This window comes from Streptomyces sp. NBC_00461, assembly GCF_036013935.1.
Classification (GTDB): domain Bacteria; phylum Actinomycetota; class Actinomycetes; order Streptomycetales; family Streptomycetaceae; genus Streptomyces.
This window is the reverse complement of the sequence record NZ_CP107902.1, coordinates 1,419,869-1,432,330: the sequence shown is the minus strand read 5'-3', so window position 1 is coordinate 1,432,330 and position 12,462 is coordinate 1,419,869. Positions and strand designations below refer to the sequence as shown.

The following is a 12,462-nucleotide window of genomic DNA, read 5'->3' as shown; positions in this document are numbered from 1 at the left end:
TGTCCTCCGAGTGGTCAGTTGCCGACGCGGCGGCGCAGGTCCTGGAACGCGGTGTAGTTGGCGATGACCTCGATCCGGCCCGGCGGGCACATCTGCACCGCCTGGTCCAGGTCGTCGCAGACCTGGAAGTGCTGGTTCGCGACCTCCAGACGCACCGCGAGGTCCAGCTTCCGGTCGCCGATCACACAGATCGGGTGGCCGGCCAGGCGCGTGTAGTCGACGTCCCACAGCCAGGAGGTGTCGGTGCCGTCCGCGCCGCGCGCGTTCACGGAAAGGATCACCGGGGTGGGCGGAGGATCGATCAGGCTGAACGTTTCGAGCCAGCCCGCCGGGTTCTTGGCGAGCAGGAGCCGGAGGTCGCGCTGCTGGAACTGCACCACGTCGTAGCGTCCGGCGACGGCCTGCACCTGGTACATGCGTTCCAGGGCGACCTGCGGCGGTACGCCGAAGACGGCGGCGACGGCGGCCGAGCTGGCGGCGTTCGCCTTGTTGGCGCGGCCGGGCAGCTGGAGATGAATGGGCCAGGCGGACCCGTGGGGGTCGAGGACGTGGTCGCCGCGCAGCGCCCAGCTCGGCGTGGGCCGCCGGAAGCCGCACTCACCGCAGAACCAGTCGTCGCCGGGCCGCTGCATCACGCCGCCGCAGGACGGGCAGGACCAGGCGTCGTCCTTCCACATCTGCCCGGCGGCGACCCAGATCACATTGGGGGAGGAGGACGCGGCCCACACCACCAGCGGGTCGTCGGCGTTGGCGACGATGACGGCCTTCGATCCCGCGAGCCCCTCGCGCCAGGCTTCCGCGAGCATGCGGGTCTCGGCGGCGCGGTCGAGCTGGTCGCGCGAGAGGTTCAGCAGCGCGATGCACTTCGGGTCGGTGTCCCGGGCGACGCCGGCGAGGTACTTCTCGTCGACCTCGATCACACCGAACCGGGCGTCCGAGCTGCCGGCGAGCGCCGAGGTGATGCCCGCGGGCATGTTGGCGCCGAGCGCGTTGGACACGACCGGGCCCGCGGCGCGCAGCGCCTCGGCGATCAGCCGGGTCGTCGTGGTCTTGCCGTTGGTCGCCGAGACCAGCGTGACGTCCAGGTTCTGGGCGAGCCGCGCGAGAAGGTCGGGGTCGAGCTTGAGCGCCACCCGGCCGCCGATCACCGAACCGCTGCCGCGCCCGGCGGCGCGTGATGCCGCCGCGACCGCCTTGCCCGCGGTCACGGCCAGCTTGGCCCGCGGCGTGAGCGGGTCCGAGTTGCCTGCCATCAGTTCTCGATCCTCCTTGCGTACGCGCCGCGCCTGGAGCCTTACGGCAACGTGGTGTGGACCTCAGCCTATCGAGATCCATTCACCGTCCCGAACCGCCGTACCCTTGCGGCCATGCGAAACGGCTCCATTCCGGGCACCCGCGGGCGTGTCCGGCCCCTCACCCTGCTCGGGGACCCGCTCCTGCACGCCCCGTGCGAGGAGGTCACCGACTTCGGTCCCGAACTGGCCGCCCTGGTGGAGGACTTGTTCGCCACGATGTACGCGGCGCAGGGCGTCGGTCTGGCGGCCAACCAGGTCGGTGAATCCTTGCGGGTGTTCGTCTACGACTGCCCGGACGACGACGAGGTCCGCCACCTGGGACATGTGGTGAATCCGAGGCTGGTGGAGGCCGACGGAGTGGTGATCCGGGGCCCGGAGGGCTGTCTGTCCCTGCCGGGCCTGGAGGCGGGGACGGAGCGCCACGACCACGCGGTGGTGGAGGGCTTCACCGTCACCGGGGAGCCGGTGACGGTCCACGGCACGGGATTCTTTGCCAGATGCTTGCAGCACGAGTGCGATCACGTGGAGGGCAAGGTCTACGCCGACCGCCTGACGGGTCGGCGCCACAGCCGCCTGATGCGACAGGTGAGGCGAGCCTCCTGGCGCCGGTGAAGTGGACGACGTCGACCCCACCGGCCCTCAGCCGCAAACGCAGCCGTCAGAACCCCGGGCCGCCGACCTTGTCCCCCGCAGCGGCCAGCCGTCCCCACAGGAGATCGGCCAGGCTCCGCACCAACTCGGCCCGGGAGCACGGACGTTCCCCCAGCCACCAGTCGCCCGCCGCGTGCATCATGCCGACTATCCCGTGTCCCCACACCCGGGCCAGCCGCTGACCCTCCGGCCCCAGATCCAGCCGGTCCTCGATGACCTGCGCCAACTCCTCGCCCATGCGCCTCAGCAGCGGAATCGCGTGCTTGCCGACGTCGAAGCCCTGGTCGCCGGTCGGGCTGCCCTCCGCGGGATGCATCAGGAAGCGGTACACCTGCGGACGGGTCTCGATCGCCGCGAGGTAGGTGTCGAGTGTGGCCTCGACCCGTTCCCGCCGGTCCGCGGGGGCGTCGAGGGCCGCCCGGAGGGAGTTCAGCAGGGCGTCGGTGTGCCGCTTGGCCAACGCGGCGTAGAGTCCGCTCTTGTCGCCGAAGTGGCGGTACAGGATCGGCTTTGTGATCCCTGCCTCAGCCGCGATGGCGTTCATCGAGGCCTGAGGGCCGTCGCGCAGCACCACCCTGTCGGCTGCCTCCAGCAGTTCGCGCCGACGTCGGTCGGCGGACCGTTGCTGCTCGGTCCGCTGTGTGGTGTCCATGAGCTCTCCCCGCCCGTGCCAATTCGGTGATGCCTGCGCAAAATAACACTGAACATGCCCTCTGCATCGAACGGGCTGCCGACCCGGCATCGGGAGTTGACTTTTCCTACCCGTGGGTAACAGACTCGGGTTACCGCTAGTAACAATAGAGGGCACCGCCGCTGGAGGGGACATGGCCGAGTTCACCATGGAGCTCAACGACGAACAGAGGGAGGTCCGGGACTGGCTGCACGGCTTCGCCGCCGACGTCATCCGCCCCGCGGCCGCCGAATGGGACGAGCGTGAGGAGACTCCCTGGCCGGTCATCCAGGAGGCCGCGAAGGTAGGCATCTACTCCCTCGACTTCTACGCCCAGCAGTACTTCGACCCCACCGGTCTGGGCATCCCGACGGCGATGGAAGAACTGTTCTGGGGCGACGCGGGCATCGCCCTGTCGATCGTAGGCACCGGCCTCGCCGCCGTGGGCGTTCTCGCCAACGGAACCGAGGAACAGATCGGCACCTGGATCCCGCAGATGTACGGCGACGCCAACGATGTCAAGGTCGCGGCCTTCTGCTCCTCCGAGCCCGACGCCGGCTCCGACGTGGCCTCCATGCGCACGCGCGCCGTGTACGACGAGGCCAAGGACGAGTGGGTGCTCAACGGCACGAAGACCTGGGCGACCAACGGCGGCATCGCCAACGTCCACGTCGTCGTCGCGGTCGTCGACCCGGAGCTCGGCTCCAAGGGCCACGCGTCCTTCATCGTCCCGCCGAACACGCCGGGCCTGTCCCAGGGCCAGAAGTTCAAGAAGCACGGCATCCGCGCCTCGCACACCGCCGAGGTCGTCCTGGAGGACGCGCGCGTCCCCGGCTCCTGCCTCCTCGGCGGCAAGGAGAAGCTGGACGAGCGTCTGGCGCGAGCCCGCGAGCGGGCCAAGGCGGGCGGTGAGCGCGTGAAGAACGCTGCCATGGCGACGTTCGAGGCGAGCCGCCCCGCGGTGGGCGCCATGGCGGTCGGCACCGCTCGGGCCGCGTACGAGGTCGCCCTCGACTACGCCACGACCCGTGAGCAGTTCGGACGCCCGATCATCGACAACCAGGGCGTCGCCTTCCAGCTCGCGGACATGCGGACGTCCATCGACGCCGCTCGTCTGCTGGTCTGGCGGGCGTCCTGGATGGCGGTCAACGGCAAGCAGTTCACGGCCGCCGAAGGCTCCATGTCGAAGCTGTTCGCCAGCGAGACCGCGAAGAAGGTCACGGCCCAGGCCGTCCAGATCCTCGGCGGCAACGGCTACACCCGGGAGTACCCGGTGGAGCGGATGCACCGTGACGCCGCGATCTACACGATCTTCGAGGGTACGAGTGAGATCCAGCGGCTGGTGATCGCGCGCACGTTGTCGGGGATGCCGATCCGGTAGCGCCCGACAGGGACCGTGCCCGGTGTCGCACGGACCACCCGGCTGCCCGAACTCGACCGCCGGCGCTGCCAGTTGTCGGAGGTGCGCACCCGCGGCTCGAAGGCGAGGCGGTGCGCAAGTGGGTGCCGGTGGCCTTGAAGGTCACGCGCTGGGCCGGGGTCCGGACGACCCTGCCGTGGCCCTGCGGGACCAGCAGGCCCTCCGTCGCGGTCACCGGCCGCTCACCACGTGACCGGCAGGGCTTCGGGACCGCGGATCAACGCCCCCTTCTTGAAGGGCGGCACCCGGTCCGGCGGTACGGCCAGCTTCAGGCCCGGCACCCCGTCCAGCAGCGCGTCGACGAGCAGCTCGGACTCCAGCCGGGCCAGCATGCCGCCCGGGCAGTAGTGGGGGCCGAAGCCGAACGACACATGGGGGTTCGGGGCGCGCAGGAAGTCGATCGTCTCCGGGTCGGGGAAGACCTCCGGGTCGCGGTTCGCGGCCAGGTACGACACGTGGACCGGGTCGCCCGCGCGGATCCGTACGCCACTGATCTCCACGTCCTCCCTCGCGATGCGCGGCGGACCGGCCGCGCGGTGCGGGATGTAGCGCAGGAGTTCGTCGATGGCCCTGGGACGGATCTCCGGCTCGTCGCATAGCCGTTCGGCCAGCTCCGGGCGGGTCAGCAAGAGGTGGAACATCTGGGCGCTGTTGCTGGTGACCGCCTCGCCACCGATCTGGACGAGCGTGGCGAGGCCGACGGCCTCCTCCAGGGTGATCTCGGCGCGGCCGACGGCGGCCCCGAGCAGCGACGTCACGTCCTCGCCCGAGCTGCCCTCCCGGTGTCCGATGAGATCCGCGAAGTACGCGCCCATGTCGTGCTGGGCCTTCTCGCTGACCTTCGCGCCGTGCGAGGAGGACAGGATCAGCTGGGTCCAGGTGTGCATGGCGTGCCGGTCGGCCGCCGGGACACCCATCAGCTCGCAGACCACCGCGATGGGGAAGGGGCTGAGGACCGCCGCGGTGAGGTCGGCGGGCGGGCCGTCCTGGAGGAGCTCCTCGACCAGTTCGTCCAGCATGCGCCGTGATCGCTCGCGGACCCGCTCCACGCCCTTGGCCGTGAAGGCCGCGGCCACCGAGCCGCGCAGCCGGGTGTGGTCCGGCGGGTCGAGGAAGCCGATGGCGCCGCGCTGCGGGATGAAGTGCGGGGCGGGCGCGGTGACCGGCCGGTCCATGACCACCTCGCGGCTGAAGCGCGGGTCGTCGGTCACCGTGCGCACGTCGTCGTGGCGCGTGACCAGCCAGGCCCAGCCTTCGCCGTCGGGCAGCCGGATACGGGTGACGGGGCCCTCGCGCATCAGCTCGGTGAGCACCGGGTCGAAGTCGACGCCCGTCAGGTCGAGGGCCGGCCAGTCCCGGATCGGCGGGACTGTCTCGGTGAGGGCTTCTTCGGTCATGCCGTACTCACTCCGTCTCTTCAGCCGGGCGGCGCCGGCGATGTTGCCGTACTCGGTGAGCGTGGCCCGGCTGAACGGGAAGGTGTGCGGATCGACCCGCAGGAACTTGCTGAGGTCGTCGAGAATGCGCGGGCCGCCGGCGTGGATGATGCAGCAGTCCAGGTCGGAGGCGGTCCCGTCGCCGAACAGGCCGTTGGAGAGCAGGGATCCGACGCCCAGGTCGGTGGGCTGGTGGCACAGCGAGGTGAGGAGCTCGGCGTCGTCGAGCGCCCGCTGGACGACGGCGGGACCCGGGCCTTCGCCCAGAACCGGGTCTGCACAAAGTCGCCATGAACCGCGCCTGCTTTCGCCGTCCGGAAGGCCTGCGGCTCCCAGGTCGGAAAGTGGTTCACCTCTGCGGGGTGGTTCGTCCACGATCACCCGAGCGGGCGACGATCTCGCGTCGGGCTGCTCCGAATCGGTGACCCGTGCCAGGGTCGAAGCCAGGAGTCCCACATCGGAACCCATGGAGGACGCGATGACGCGTACGGCCACGGAACTGCTGGAGACGACCACCGCGCTGCTCGCCCCGGACCCGCAGGCCAACGCACTCGTGCCGCTGATCGCCCGCGGCGAGGCCTCCCGCGACACACTCGCGACGCTCGCTCTGGAACAGCGCCGGGTGATCCCGGCGGACCGCCGCGCGTTCCTGCACCTGGCGCAGCGCGCGACCGGGGAGCCGGAGGCGGCCGCGTTCTTCGAGATGCTCGCCGAGGGCGAGGCGCTGGCGGGGGAGCGGCTGGAACCGTTCGCGGCGGCGTGCGGCGTCGACGAGGCACGGACGCGCGCATACGAGCCGCTGCCGGGCTGCCAGGCCTACCCGTCCTACGTCGCCTGGCTCGCCCTCAACGCCTCCCCGACGGACACGGTCCTGGCGATCACCGCCAACTTCTCGGCCTGGGGTGGCTATTGCGCGACCATCGCGGAGGCCCTGCGCACGCACTACGGCTTCAAGGACAACGACTGCGCTTTCTTCGACTTCTTCGCGCAGCCGTCCCCGGAGCTGGACCGGAGGGCGACGGCCGCGGTCCGGGCAGGCCTGGACGGGGGGTTCCTGAGCGAGGAACGCGCACACGCCTACGGCCGTTTGCTGCAGGGCTACGAGGCCATGTTCTGGGCGACTCTGCTCCAGCCGGCCTGAAGTGGCGCGGGGCCCTACGGCGCACTCCCGCTGCTGTGAGCGATGCACGCCACGTCGATCCGGTCGGCCAGCTTCGCCAGCTCAATGGTCAACGCCGCCACCGTGTCCTCGTCGAGCCCGCTCTCCCCGGCCTCGACCAGGTGCAGCCACCGTCCCCCCACCGTCCGCAACAACTTGCTCACATCGGCCGCGGCCACCTGCAAGGTACCGCGGTCGTCGACGATCAGAGGCAGAGTCACTTCGCGGTTCACAACCGGGATGTTAGCCGCGCGACGTTCACGCACCGTGCCAAACCGTCGTGATGTTGCAGAACTCCCGGATTCCGTGCCCGGACAGCTCACGCCCGTACCCGGACCGCTTGATCCCGCCGAACGGGAACGCCGGATGGGAGGCGGTCATGCCGTTGAAGAAGACGCCGCCCGCCTCCAGGTCCCGTACGAAACGGTCGACCTCCGCCTCGTCCCGCGTCCACACGTTCGAACTCAGCCCGAACGGCGAGTCGTTGGCGATGAGCACCGCCTCGTCGAGACCGGATGCGCGATACAGGGTGGCGACGGGCCCGAAGGCCTCCTCGCGGTGGATCCGCATCTCCCGCGTGATCCCGGCGAGGACGGTCGGCGGGTAGTACCAGCCGGGCAGCTCGGGCCGCCGGAGCCGATGGCCGCCGCACAGCACCTGCGCCCCGCTGCGCCTGGCGTCGTCGACGAGCTCCTCCAGATCGGCCCGCCCCTGCTCGCTCGACAGCGGCCCGACCTCCGTGTCCTCCTCCATCGGGTCGCCGACCTTCAGCGCCTTCATGCCCTCGACGAACCGCTCCGTGAACCGGTCGTAGACGTCCGTGTGCACGATGAACCGCTTGGCGGCGATGCACGACTGGCCGTTGTTCTGCACGCGCGCGGTGACCGCGATCTGCGCGGCGCGGTCCACGTCGGCGGACGGCATGACGACGTACGGGTCGCTGCCGCCCAGCTCCAGCACCGTCTTCTTGACCATCTCCCCGGATGTGGACGCGACCGCGCGGCCCGCGGGTTCGCTGCCGGTGAGGGTGGCCGCCTTCACGCGGTCGTCACGCAGGAGGTCGTCGACCGCGCCCGAGCCGATCAGCAGGGTCTGGAAGCAGCCTTCCGGATAGCCGGCCCGATGGAAGAGGTCCTCCAGGAACAGGGCCGTCTGCGGCACGTTGGAGGCATGCTTGAGCAGGCCCACGTTGCCCGCCATCAGCGCGGGTGCGGCGAACCGGATCACCTGCCACAACGGGAAGTTCCACGGCATCACCGCGAGCACGGGGCCGAGCGGCCGGTAGCGGACCAGGACGCGGGAGCCGCCCGAGTCCTTCACGTCGGCGTCCGCGGGCTCCTCGTCGGCCAGCAGTTCCTCGGCGTGGTCGGCGTACCAGCGCATCGCCCTGGCGCACTTGGCGGCCTCGGCGCGCGCCTGCTTGATGGGCTTGCCCATCTCGGTGGTCATGACACGGGCGATGTCCTGCTGGATCTCGTCGAGCAGGACGGCGGCGCCGTGCAACAGGCGGGCGCGTTCGCTGAAGGGTGTCGTCCGATAGGTGCGGAACGTCGCCTCCGCGAGCTGGAGCCGGCGCTCCAGCTCCTCCTCGCCCATGGCCTCGTACGTCTTGAGCGTCTCGCCGTTCGCCGGATTCACCGTCGCGATGGGCATGGCTGACCTCCTGGGGGCGCTGCTCGTGTTACGACCTTCCCGCGCGCCGCGGGGGACCGCAACGCGTGTGCGTCTGCTCAGGGCGAGTGCTCCACCAGTCGGTCGAGAAACGCGGCCTGCGCCGTGACGATCACCTCGCGGGCGCGGTCGAGCCCGAACCACCGCACGCGGTCCAGCTCGGGGAACTCCTGGGTCTGCCCGGACCGCGGCGGCCACTCCATCCGGAACGTGCCGGGCTCGATCGTCGCCGGATCGAGGTCGGCCTCGACCGCCCAGGCCGTGACGGTCTTGCCGCCCGTCTGCCGGACCTCGCCCAGGGCCACCGCCTCGCCGGCGGGCGGCGGCAGCCCCAGCTCCTCCTGGAACTCGCGCCGCGCGGCGTCCCAGGCGGTCTCCTCCCCGGGCACGTACTCGCCCTTCGGGACGGTCCACGCCCCCGTGTCCCGCTTGGCGAAGAACGGGCCGCCCATATGGCCCAGCAACACCTCCAGGCCGCTGCTGGTGTGCCGGAACAACAGCAGGCCCGCGCTCTGCTTCCCGCTCACAGGTGTACCTCAGGGTGTGCGGCGAGCAGCGTCCCGACCGTGTCGGCGTCCTCGGGGCGCTTGTCCTCGCGGTAGCGGACCACGCGGGCGAAGCGGAGGGTGACGCCGGCCGGGTAGCGGGTGGACCTCTGCAGGCCGTCGTAGGCGATCTCCACGACGAGCTCCGGGCGTACGGTCACCACGTAATCGTTGCTGTCTGTGGCCAGCTCCTGCAGTCGCTCGGTCTGCCAGGTGAGCATCGCGTCGGTCATGCCCTTGAAGGTCTTGCCGAGCATGGCGAAGGAGCCGTCGGCTTCGCGGGCGCCGAGGTGGAGGTTGGAGAGCTTGCCGGTGCGGCGGCCGTGGCCCCACTCGGCGGCCAGCACCACCAGGTCGAGCGTGTGCACGGGCTTGACCTTCAGCCAGGACGCGCCGCGCCGGCCCGCGCTGTAGGCGGCGTCCAGCCCCTTGACGACCACGCCCTCGTGACCGCGCTTCAGGGTGTCGGCGAGGAAGTCCTCGGCCGGGCCCACGTCCTCGGCCCCGGACACCAGGGTGCGCCGCACCCGCATCGGTTCGGGCACCAGCCGGGCGAGTTCCGCGTGGCGCTCGGCGAACGGCAGGTCGAGCAGGTCGCGGTCGTCGACCGAGAGGGCGTCGAAGAAGACCGGCGAGACGGGGACTGTCTCGGCCGCCGTCGCCACGTCCACGCGCGAGCCGACCCGCCCGGCCGTCGCCTGGAACGACCGGGGCCGACCGTCCTCGCCGAAGGAGATCACCTCACCGTCCAGGACGAACCGCCGACTGCTCAACTCCCGTGCGGCGGTGGTGAGTTCGGGCAGACGGTCGGTGATGTCGTCGAGGGTGCGGGTGTAGATCCGTACGGAATCGCCGTCCCGGTGGACCTGCACGCGGATGCCGTCCAGCTTCTCCTCGACCGCGCAGGCGCCGAGCTTGCCGACCGCCTCGGCCACCGAGGAGGCGCTGTGCGCCAGCATCGGCAGGATCGGGCGGCCGACGGTCAGCCGGAAGCGTTCGAGCGACGCCGGGCCGTCGGCGAGCAGGGCCTCGGCCACCGTCTGGAGGGAGCCCGCGAGCATCACGGCCCGGCGCACGTCCCCGGGCGGCGCCCCGGTCGCCTGTGCCAGCCCCTCGACGGCCACGGCCTCCAGGGCGCCCTGCCGTACCTCGCCGGTGATCAGCCCGAACAGGAACCGCTGCTCCTCCTGTGTGGCGGCGCCCATCAACTCCCCGACCAGCCGGGCCCGTTCGGCCTGCGAGCCGGCGCCCGCGACCTTGCCCAGGTCGGTGAGCACGGCGTCGGCCTCGCGCACGGTCAGGGTCGGTTCGGCGGCGGGGGCGACCGGGCGGCTCAGCACCTTCCAGCCGACGCCGAGCCGTCCCTGGGGCAGTCGCCCCGCCAGATACGGGATCACGATCGGCACGTCGTCCGCCTCGGCGTCCCGGAACAGCTCGGCGAGCAGAGCGATCTTCCGGGACCGCGCCGAGGTGGCCGCGACCTCCTGGGACACATGGGCCAGCCGGGCAAGCAGCATGCAGCCATGGTGCAACGGAGGCAGCGGCTCCACACCCGGACGGCGAAGGTTCTACGAACGTACGGCCGCGTCGAGGTCGGCCATCAGCAGCTCCCCGTTGATCGCGGCGCCCGCGCGGTAGCCGCGGCTCGCCGCGTTCACGACCTGCTCGGCGAAGCCGGACGCGTTGCCCGCGGCCCACAGGCCCGGCACGGTCGTCAGGCCCCGCTCGTCGATCACCGGGTACGCGCCGAAGGGTGTCTCGCGCAGCTCGGCGCACAGCCGCAGGAACAGGTCGTTGTGCGGGACCGCACGCGGCGCGACGAACAGGACGGACCGCTCGTGCGTGCTGCCGTCCGCGAGCCGTACCCCGGTGAGCCGGTCCTCTTCGACGACCAGACCGGCCACTTCGCCGGGCACCACCTCGACCCCGGCCGCGGCCAGCCGGCGCAGGTCGTCGTCCGACAGCTCGTCCTCGGCGACCGTGTGCAGGAAGAACGTCACGTCCTTCGACCACTGGGACACGATCAGGGCCTGATGCACACTCATCGCCGTCGTGGCCAGCACGCCGAAGGGCCGGTCGCGCACCTCCCAGCCGTGGCAGTACGGGCAGTGCAGCACATCCCGGCCGAAGCGCCCGGCGAGACCGGGCACCCGAGGCAGCTCGTCCGTGAGACCCGTGGCCACGACGAGTGCCCGGGCGCGAACGGTACGGCCGCTGTCGAGGGCCACCGCGAACCCGTCGTCCTTCGAGGCGTCCACCGCCCGGTCCCGCACCAGCTCCACGCCGTACCGGGTGATCTCCGCACGGCCGACCGCCAGGAACTCGGCGGGCGGCATGCCGTCCCGGGAGAGATAGCCCTGCATGTGGGCGGCCGGCGCGTTGCGCGGTTCGCCCGCGTCGACGACCAGGGTGCGGCGCCGGGCCCGGCCCAGGACGAGAGCCGCGGACAGTCCCGCAGCGCCGCCACCGATCACGATCACTTCGTATGTCTCGGTCATGCCGACAACGTGCTCCGCGGGTGCGGGATTGACAAACATCTTTGCTGATTCTGCAATACGGGGATGAGTACCGAAGACGTTCTCGCGGATGTGGGCCCCCGGCTGCGACGGATCCGGAAGGAGCGGGAGGTGACCCTGGCGGATCTGTCCGCGGCGACCGGCATCTCGGTGAGCACCCTGTCGCGCCTGGAGTCCGGCCTGCGCAAGCCCAGCCTCGAACTGCTGCTGCCGATCGCCCAGGCCCACCGGGTGCCGCTCGACGAACTGGTCGGCGCCCCACCGGTCGGCGATCCGCGGGTCCGTCTCCAGCCGCTTGTCCGGCACGGACGCACCTTCTGGCCGCTCACCAGCCGGCCCGGCGGGCTCCAGGCGTTCAAGGTGCTCGTACCGCAGCGGGAGGAGGAGCCCGAGCCGCGCACCCATGAGGGCTACGAGTGGCTGTACGTCCTGTCGGGGCGGCTGCGCGTGGTGTTGGGCGAGCACGACGTGGTGATGAGCGCCGGGGAGGCGGCGGAGTTCGACACACGGGTGCCGCACTGGTTCGGGTCGACGGGTCAGGCGCCCGCGGAGTTCCTGAGCCTGTTCGGGCCGCAGGGGGAGCGGATGCACGTACGGGCACGACCCAAGGGGGCGTGACGGTCCGCGCCGCCCGGCACCGCGCCCCGGCCGTCCGGTCCGACGGCCGCCCGTCGTGCCCGCGGGTGATCAGGCCGGGGCGTGCGGCCTGTTCTCGGGGGAGCCGGAACGGTCGGCCTCGGCCCGGGCGAGCAGGGACAGCAGCGATGCCACACTGAGCCCGGCCTCGGCGGGATGGCGCAGGACCTTGCCGGGCTCGATGCGGTAGATGTTGGCGCGTCCTTCCCGGACGTGCGAGAGGTAGCCGTCCTGCTCAAGGTCGGAAATGATCTTCTGAACCGCGCGTTCGGTGAGCCTGCAGTGGGCGGCGATGTCGCGGATCCGGGCGCTCTGGTTGTCGGCGATCGCCGCAAGCACTCGTGCGTGATTGGTCAGAAACGTCCATCCGGTGTGTGACTCGGGCACTCCATCCATGTGCCAACTCTAGCGAGCAACCATTCGCGCATTCAAAAACACGAACCATGTTTCATGTATTAGTTGA

The 12,462-nt window shown here is 71.0% G+C and carries 13 protein-coding genes and 1 pseudogene; 4 read left to right on the top strand and 10 right to left on the bottom strand.

What is annotated here, in order from left to right; genetic code table 11:
• Positions 1-14 precede the first annotated feature (14 nt).
• Complete coding sequence (locus OG870_RS06995; RefSeq protein WP_266527445.1) at positions 15-1,253, bottom strand: MurT ligase domain-containing protein; 1,239 nt, start codon at positions 1,251-1,253, stop codon at positions 15-17.
• Between the two features lie 114 nt (positions 1,254-1,367).
• On the opposite strand from OG870_RS06995, the gene def reads away from it, so the two are divergent.
• On the top strand, positions 1,368-1,907 hold the full coding sequence (def, locus tag OG870_RS06990) for a peptide deformylase (protein WP_266527442.1): 540 nt from the start codon (positions 1,368-1,370) through the stop codon (positions 1,905-1,907).
• Positions 1,908-1,953: 46 nt separating this feature from the next.
• On the opposite strand, the gene OG870_RS06985 is transcribed toward def, so the two are convergent.
• Positions 1,954-2,598, bottom strand: a complete 645-nt coding sequence (locus tag OG870_RS06985) for a TetR family transcriptional regulator (protein ID WP_266586310.1) — start codon at positions 2,596-2,598, stop codon at positions 1,954-1,956.
• A 172-nt stretch (positions 2,599-2,770) separates the two neighbouring features.
• Here OG870_RS06985 and OG870_RS06980 point away from each other — a divergent pair, with 172 nt between their 5' ends.
• Positions 2,771-3,997, top strand: coding sequence for an acyl-CoA dehydrogenase family protein (locus OG870_RS06980; protein ID WP_266586311.1), 1,227 nt, complete (start codon positions 2,771-2,773; stop codon positions 3,995-3,997).
• A gap of 5 nt (positions 3,998-4,002) precedes the next feature.
• On the opposite strand, the pseudogene OG870_RS06975 reads toward OG870_RS06980, so the two are convergent.
• Together OG870_RS06975 and OG870_RS06970 are read right to left on the bottom strand one after the other, a co-directional pair.
• A pseudogene (locus OG870_RS06975) lies at positions 4,003-4,211 on the bottom strand (cupin domain-containing protein); the annotation flags it as partial.
• A gap of 7 nt (positions 4,212-4,218) precedes the next feature.
• Positions 4,219-5,433, bottom strand: a complete 1,215-nt coding sequence (locus OG870_RS06970; RefSeq protein ID WP_266588532.1) for a cytochrome P450 — start codon at positions 5,431-5,433, stop codon at positions 4,219-4,221.
• A 517-nt stretch (positions 5,434-5,950) separates the two neighbouring features.
• Between OG870_RS06970 and OG870_RS06965 the strand changes: the two genes are divergently transcribed.
• The gene (locus OG870_RS06965; RefSeq protein WP_327690763.1) at positions 5,951-6,613 is read left to right on the top strand and encodes a transcriptional regulator; all 663 of its coding nucleotides are present in this window, start codon (positions 5,951-5,953) and stop codon (positions 6,611-6,613) included.
• A gap of 14 nt (positions 6,614-6,627) precedes the next feature.
• On the opposite strand, the gene OG870_RS06960 is transcribed toward OG870_RS06965, so the two are convergent.
• The 5 genes from OG870_RS06960 to OG870_RS06940 form a co-directional block, all read right to left on the bottom strand.
• Entirely contained in the window at positions 6,628-6,864 is a 237-nt protein-coding gene (locus OG870_RS06960) for a DUF6213 family protein (protein ID WP_266527430.1), read from the bottom strand.
• A gap of 25 nt (positions 6,865-6,889) precedes the next feature.
• Positions 6,890-8,284, bottom strand: a complete 1,395-nt coding sequence (locus OG870_RS06955) for an NADP-dependent succinic semialdehyde dehydrogenase (RefSeq protein WP_327690762.1) — start codon at positions 8,282-8,284, stop codon at positions 6,890-6,892.
• 77 nt (positions 8,285-8,361) lie between these two features.
• Positions 8,362-8,829, bottom strand: a complete 468-nt coding sequence (locus OG870_RS06950; protein ID WP_266527415.1) for an NUDIX domain-containing protein — start codon at positions 8,827-8,829, stop codon at positions 8,362-8,364.
• Complete coding sequence (locus OG870_RS06945; protein ID WP_327690761.1) at positions 8,826-10,364, bottom strand: ATP-dependent DNA ligase; 1,539 nt, start codon at positions 10,362-10,364, stop codon at positions 8,826-8,828. The genes OG870_RS06950 and OG870_RS06945 overlap by 4 nt, the downstream gene beginning before the upstream one ends.
• A 51-nt stretch (positions 10,365-10,415) precedes the next feature.
• Positions 10,416-11,345 (bottom strand): NAD(P)/FAD-dependent oxidoreductase, encoded by a 930-nt coding sequence (locus tag OG870_RS06940; RefSeq protein ID WP_327690760.1) that lies wholly within the window; start codon positions 11,343-11,345, stop codon positions 10,416-10,418.
• A gap of 63 nt (positions 11,346-11,408) precedes the next feature.
• On the opposite strand from OG870_RS06940, the gene OG870_RS06935 reads away from it, so the two are divergent.
• On the top strand, positions 11,409-11,981 hold the full coding sequence (locus OG870_RS06935; RefSeq protein ID WP_266527410.1) for a helix-turn-helix domain-containing protein: 573 nt from the start codon (positions 11,409-11,411) through the stop codon (positions 11,979-11,981).
• 69 nt (positions 11,982-12,050) lie between these two features.
• Here the strand turns inward: OG870_RS06935 and OG870_RS06930 are convergent, their stop codons facing one another.
• Positions 12,051-12,395 carry a helix-turn-helix transcriptional regulator gene (locus tag OG870_RS06930; RefSeq protein ID WP_266527408.1) on the bottom strand — a complete coding sequence of 115 codons (345 nt, stop codon included), beginning with the start codon at positions 12,393-12,395 and terminating at the stop codon, positions 12,051-12,053.
• Positions 12,396-12,462: the final 67 nt, after the last annotated feature.

Excerpts from the sequence above, each read along its gene's own strand:
- OG870_RS06945 (WP_327690761.1), bottom strand. The coding sequence starts at position 10,364 with ATGCTGCTTGCCCGGCTGGCCCATGTGTCCCAGGAGGTCGCGGCCACC.
- OG870_RS06995 (WP_266527445.1), bottom strand. The coding sequence starts at position 1,253 with ATGGCAGGCAACTCGGACCCGCTCACGCCGCGGGCCAAGCTGGCCGTG.
- OG870_RS06940 (WP_327690760.1), bottom strand. The coding sequence starts at position 11,345 with ATGACCGAGACATACGAAGTGATCGTGATCGGTGGCGGCGCTGCGGGA.
- OG870_RS06955 (WP_327690762.1), bottom strand. The coding sequence starts at position 8,284 with ATGCCCATCGCGACGGTGAATCCGGCGAACGGCGAGACGCTCAAGACG.
- OG870_RS06980 (WP_266586311.1), top strand. The coding sequence starts at position 2,771 with ATGGCCGAGTTCACCATGGAGCTCAACGACGAACAGAGGGAGGTCCGG.
- OG870_RS06985 (WP_266586310.1), bottom strand. The coding sequence starts at position 2,598 with ATGGACACCACACAGCGGACCGAGCAGCAACGGTCCGCCGACCGACGT.
- OG870_RS06935 (WP_266527410.1), top strand. The coding sequence starts at position 11,409 with ATGAGTACCGAAGACGTTCTCGCGGATGTGGGCCCCCGGCTGCGACGG.
- OG870_RS06970 (WP_266588532.1), bottom strand. The coding sequence starts at position 5,433 with ATGACCGAAGAAGCCCTCACCGAGACAGTCCCGCCGATCCGGGACTGG.
- def (WP_266527442.1), top strand. The coding sequence starts at position 1,368 with ATGCGAAACGGCTCCATTCCGGGCACCCGCGGGCGTGTCCGGCCCCTC.
- OG870_RS06965 (WP_327690763.1), top strand. The coding sequence starts at position 5,951 with ATGACGCGTACGGCCACGGAACTGCTGGAGACGACCACCGCGCTGCTC.
- OG870_RS06930 (WP_266527408.1), bottom strand. The coding sequence starts at position 12,395 with ATGGATGGAGTGCCCGAGTCACACACCGGATGGACGTTTCTGACCAAT.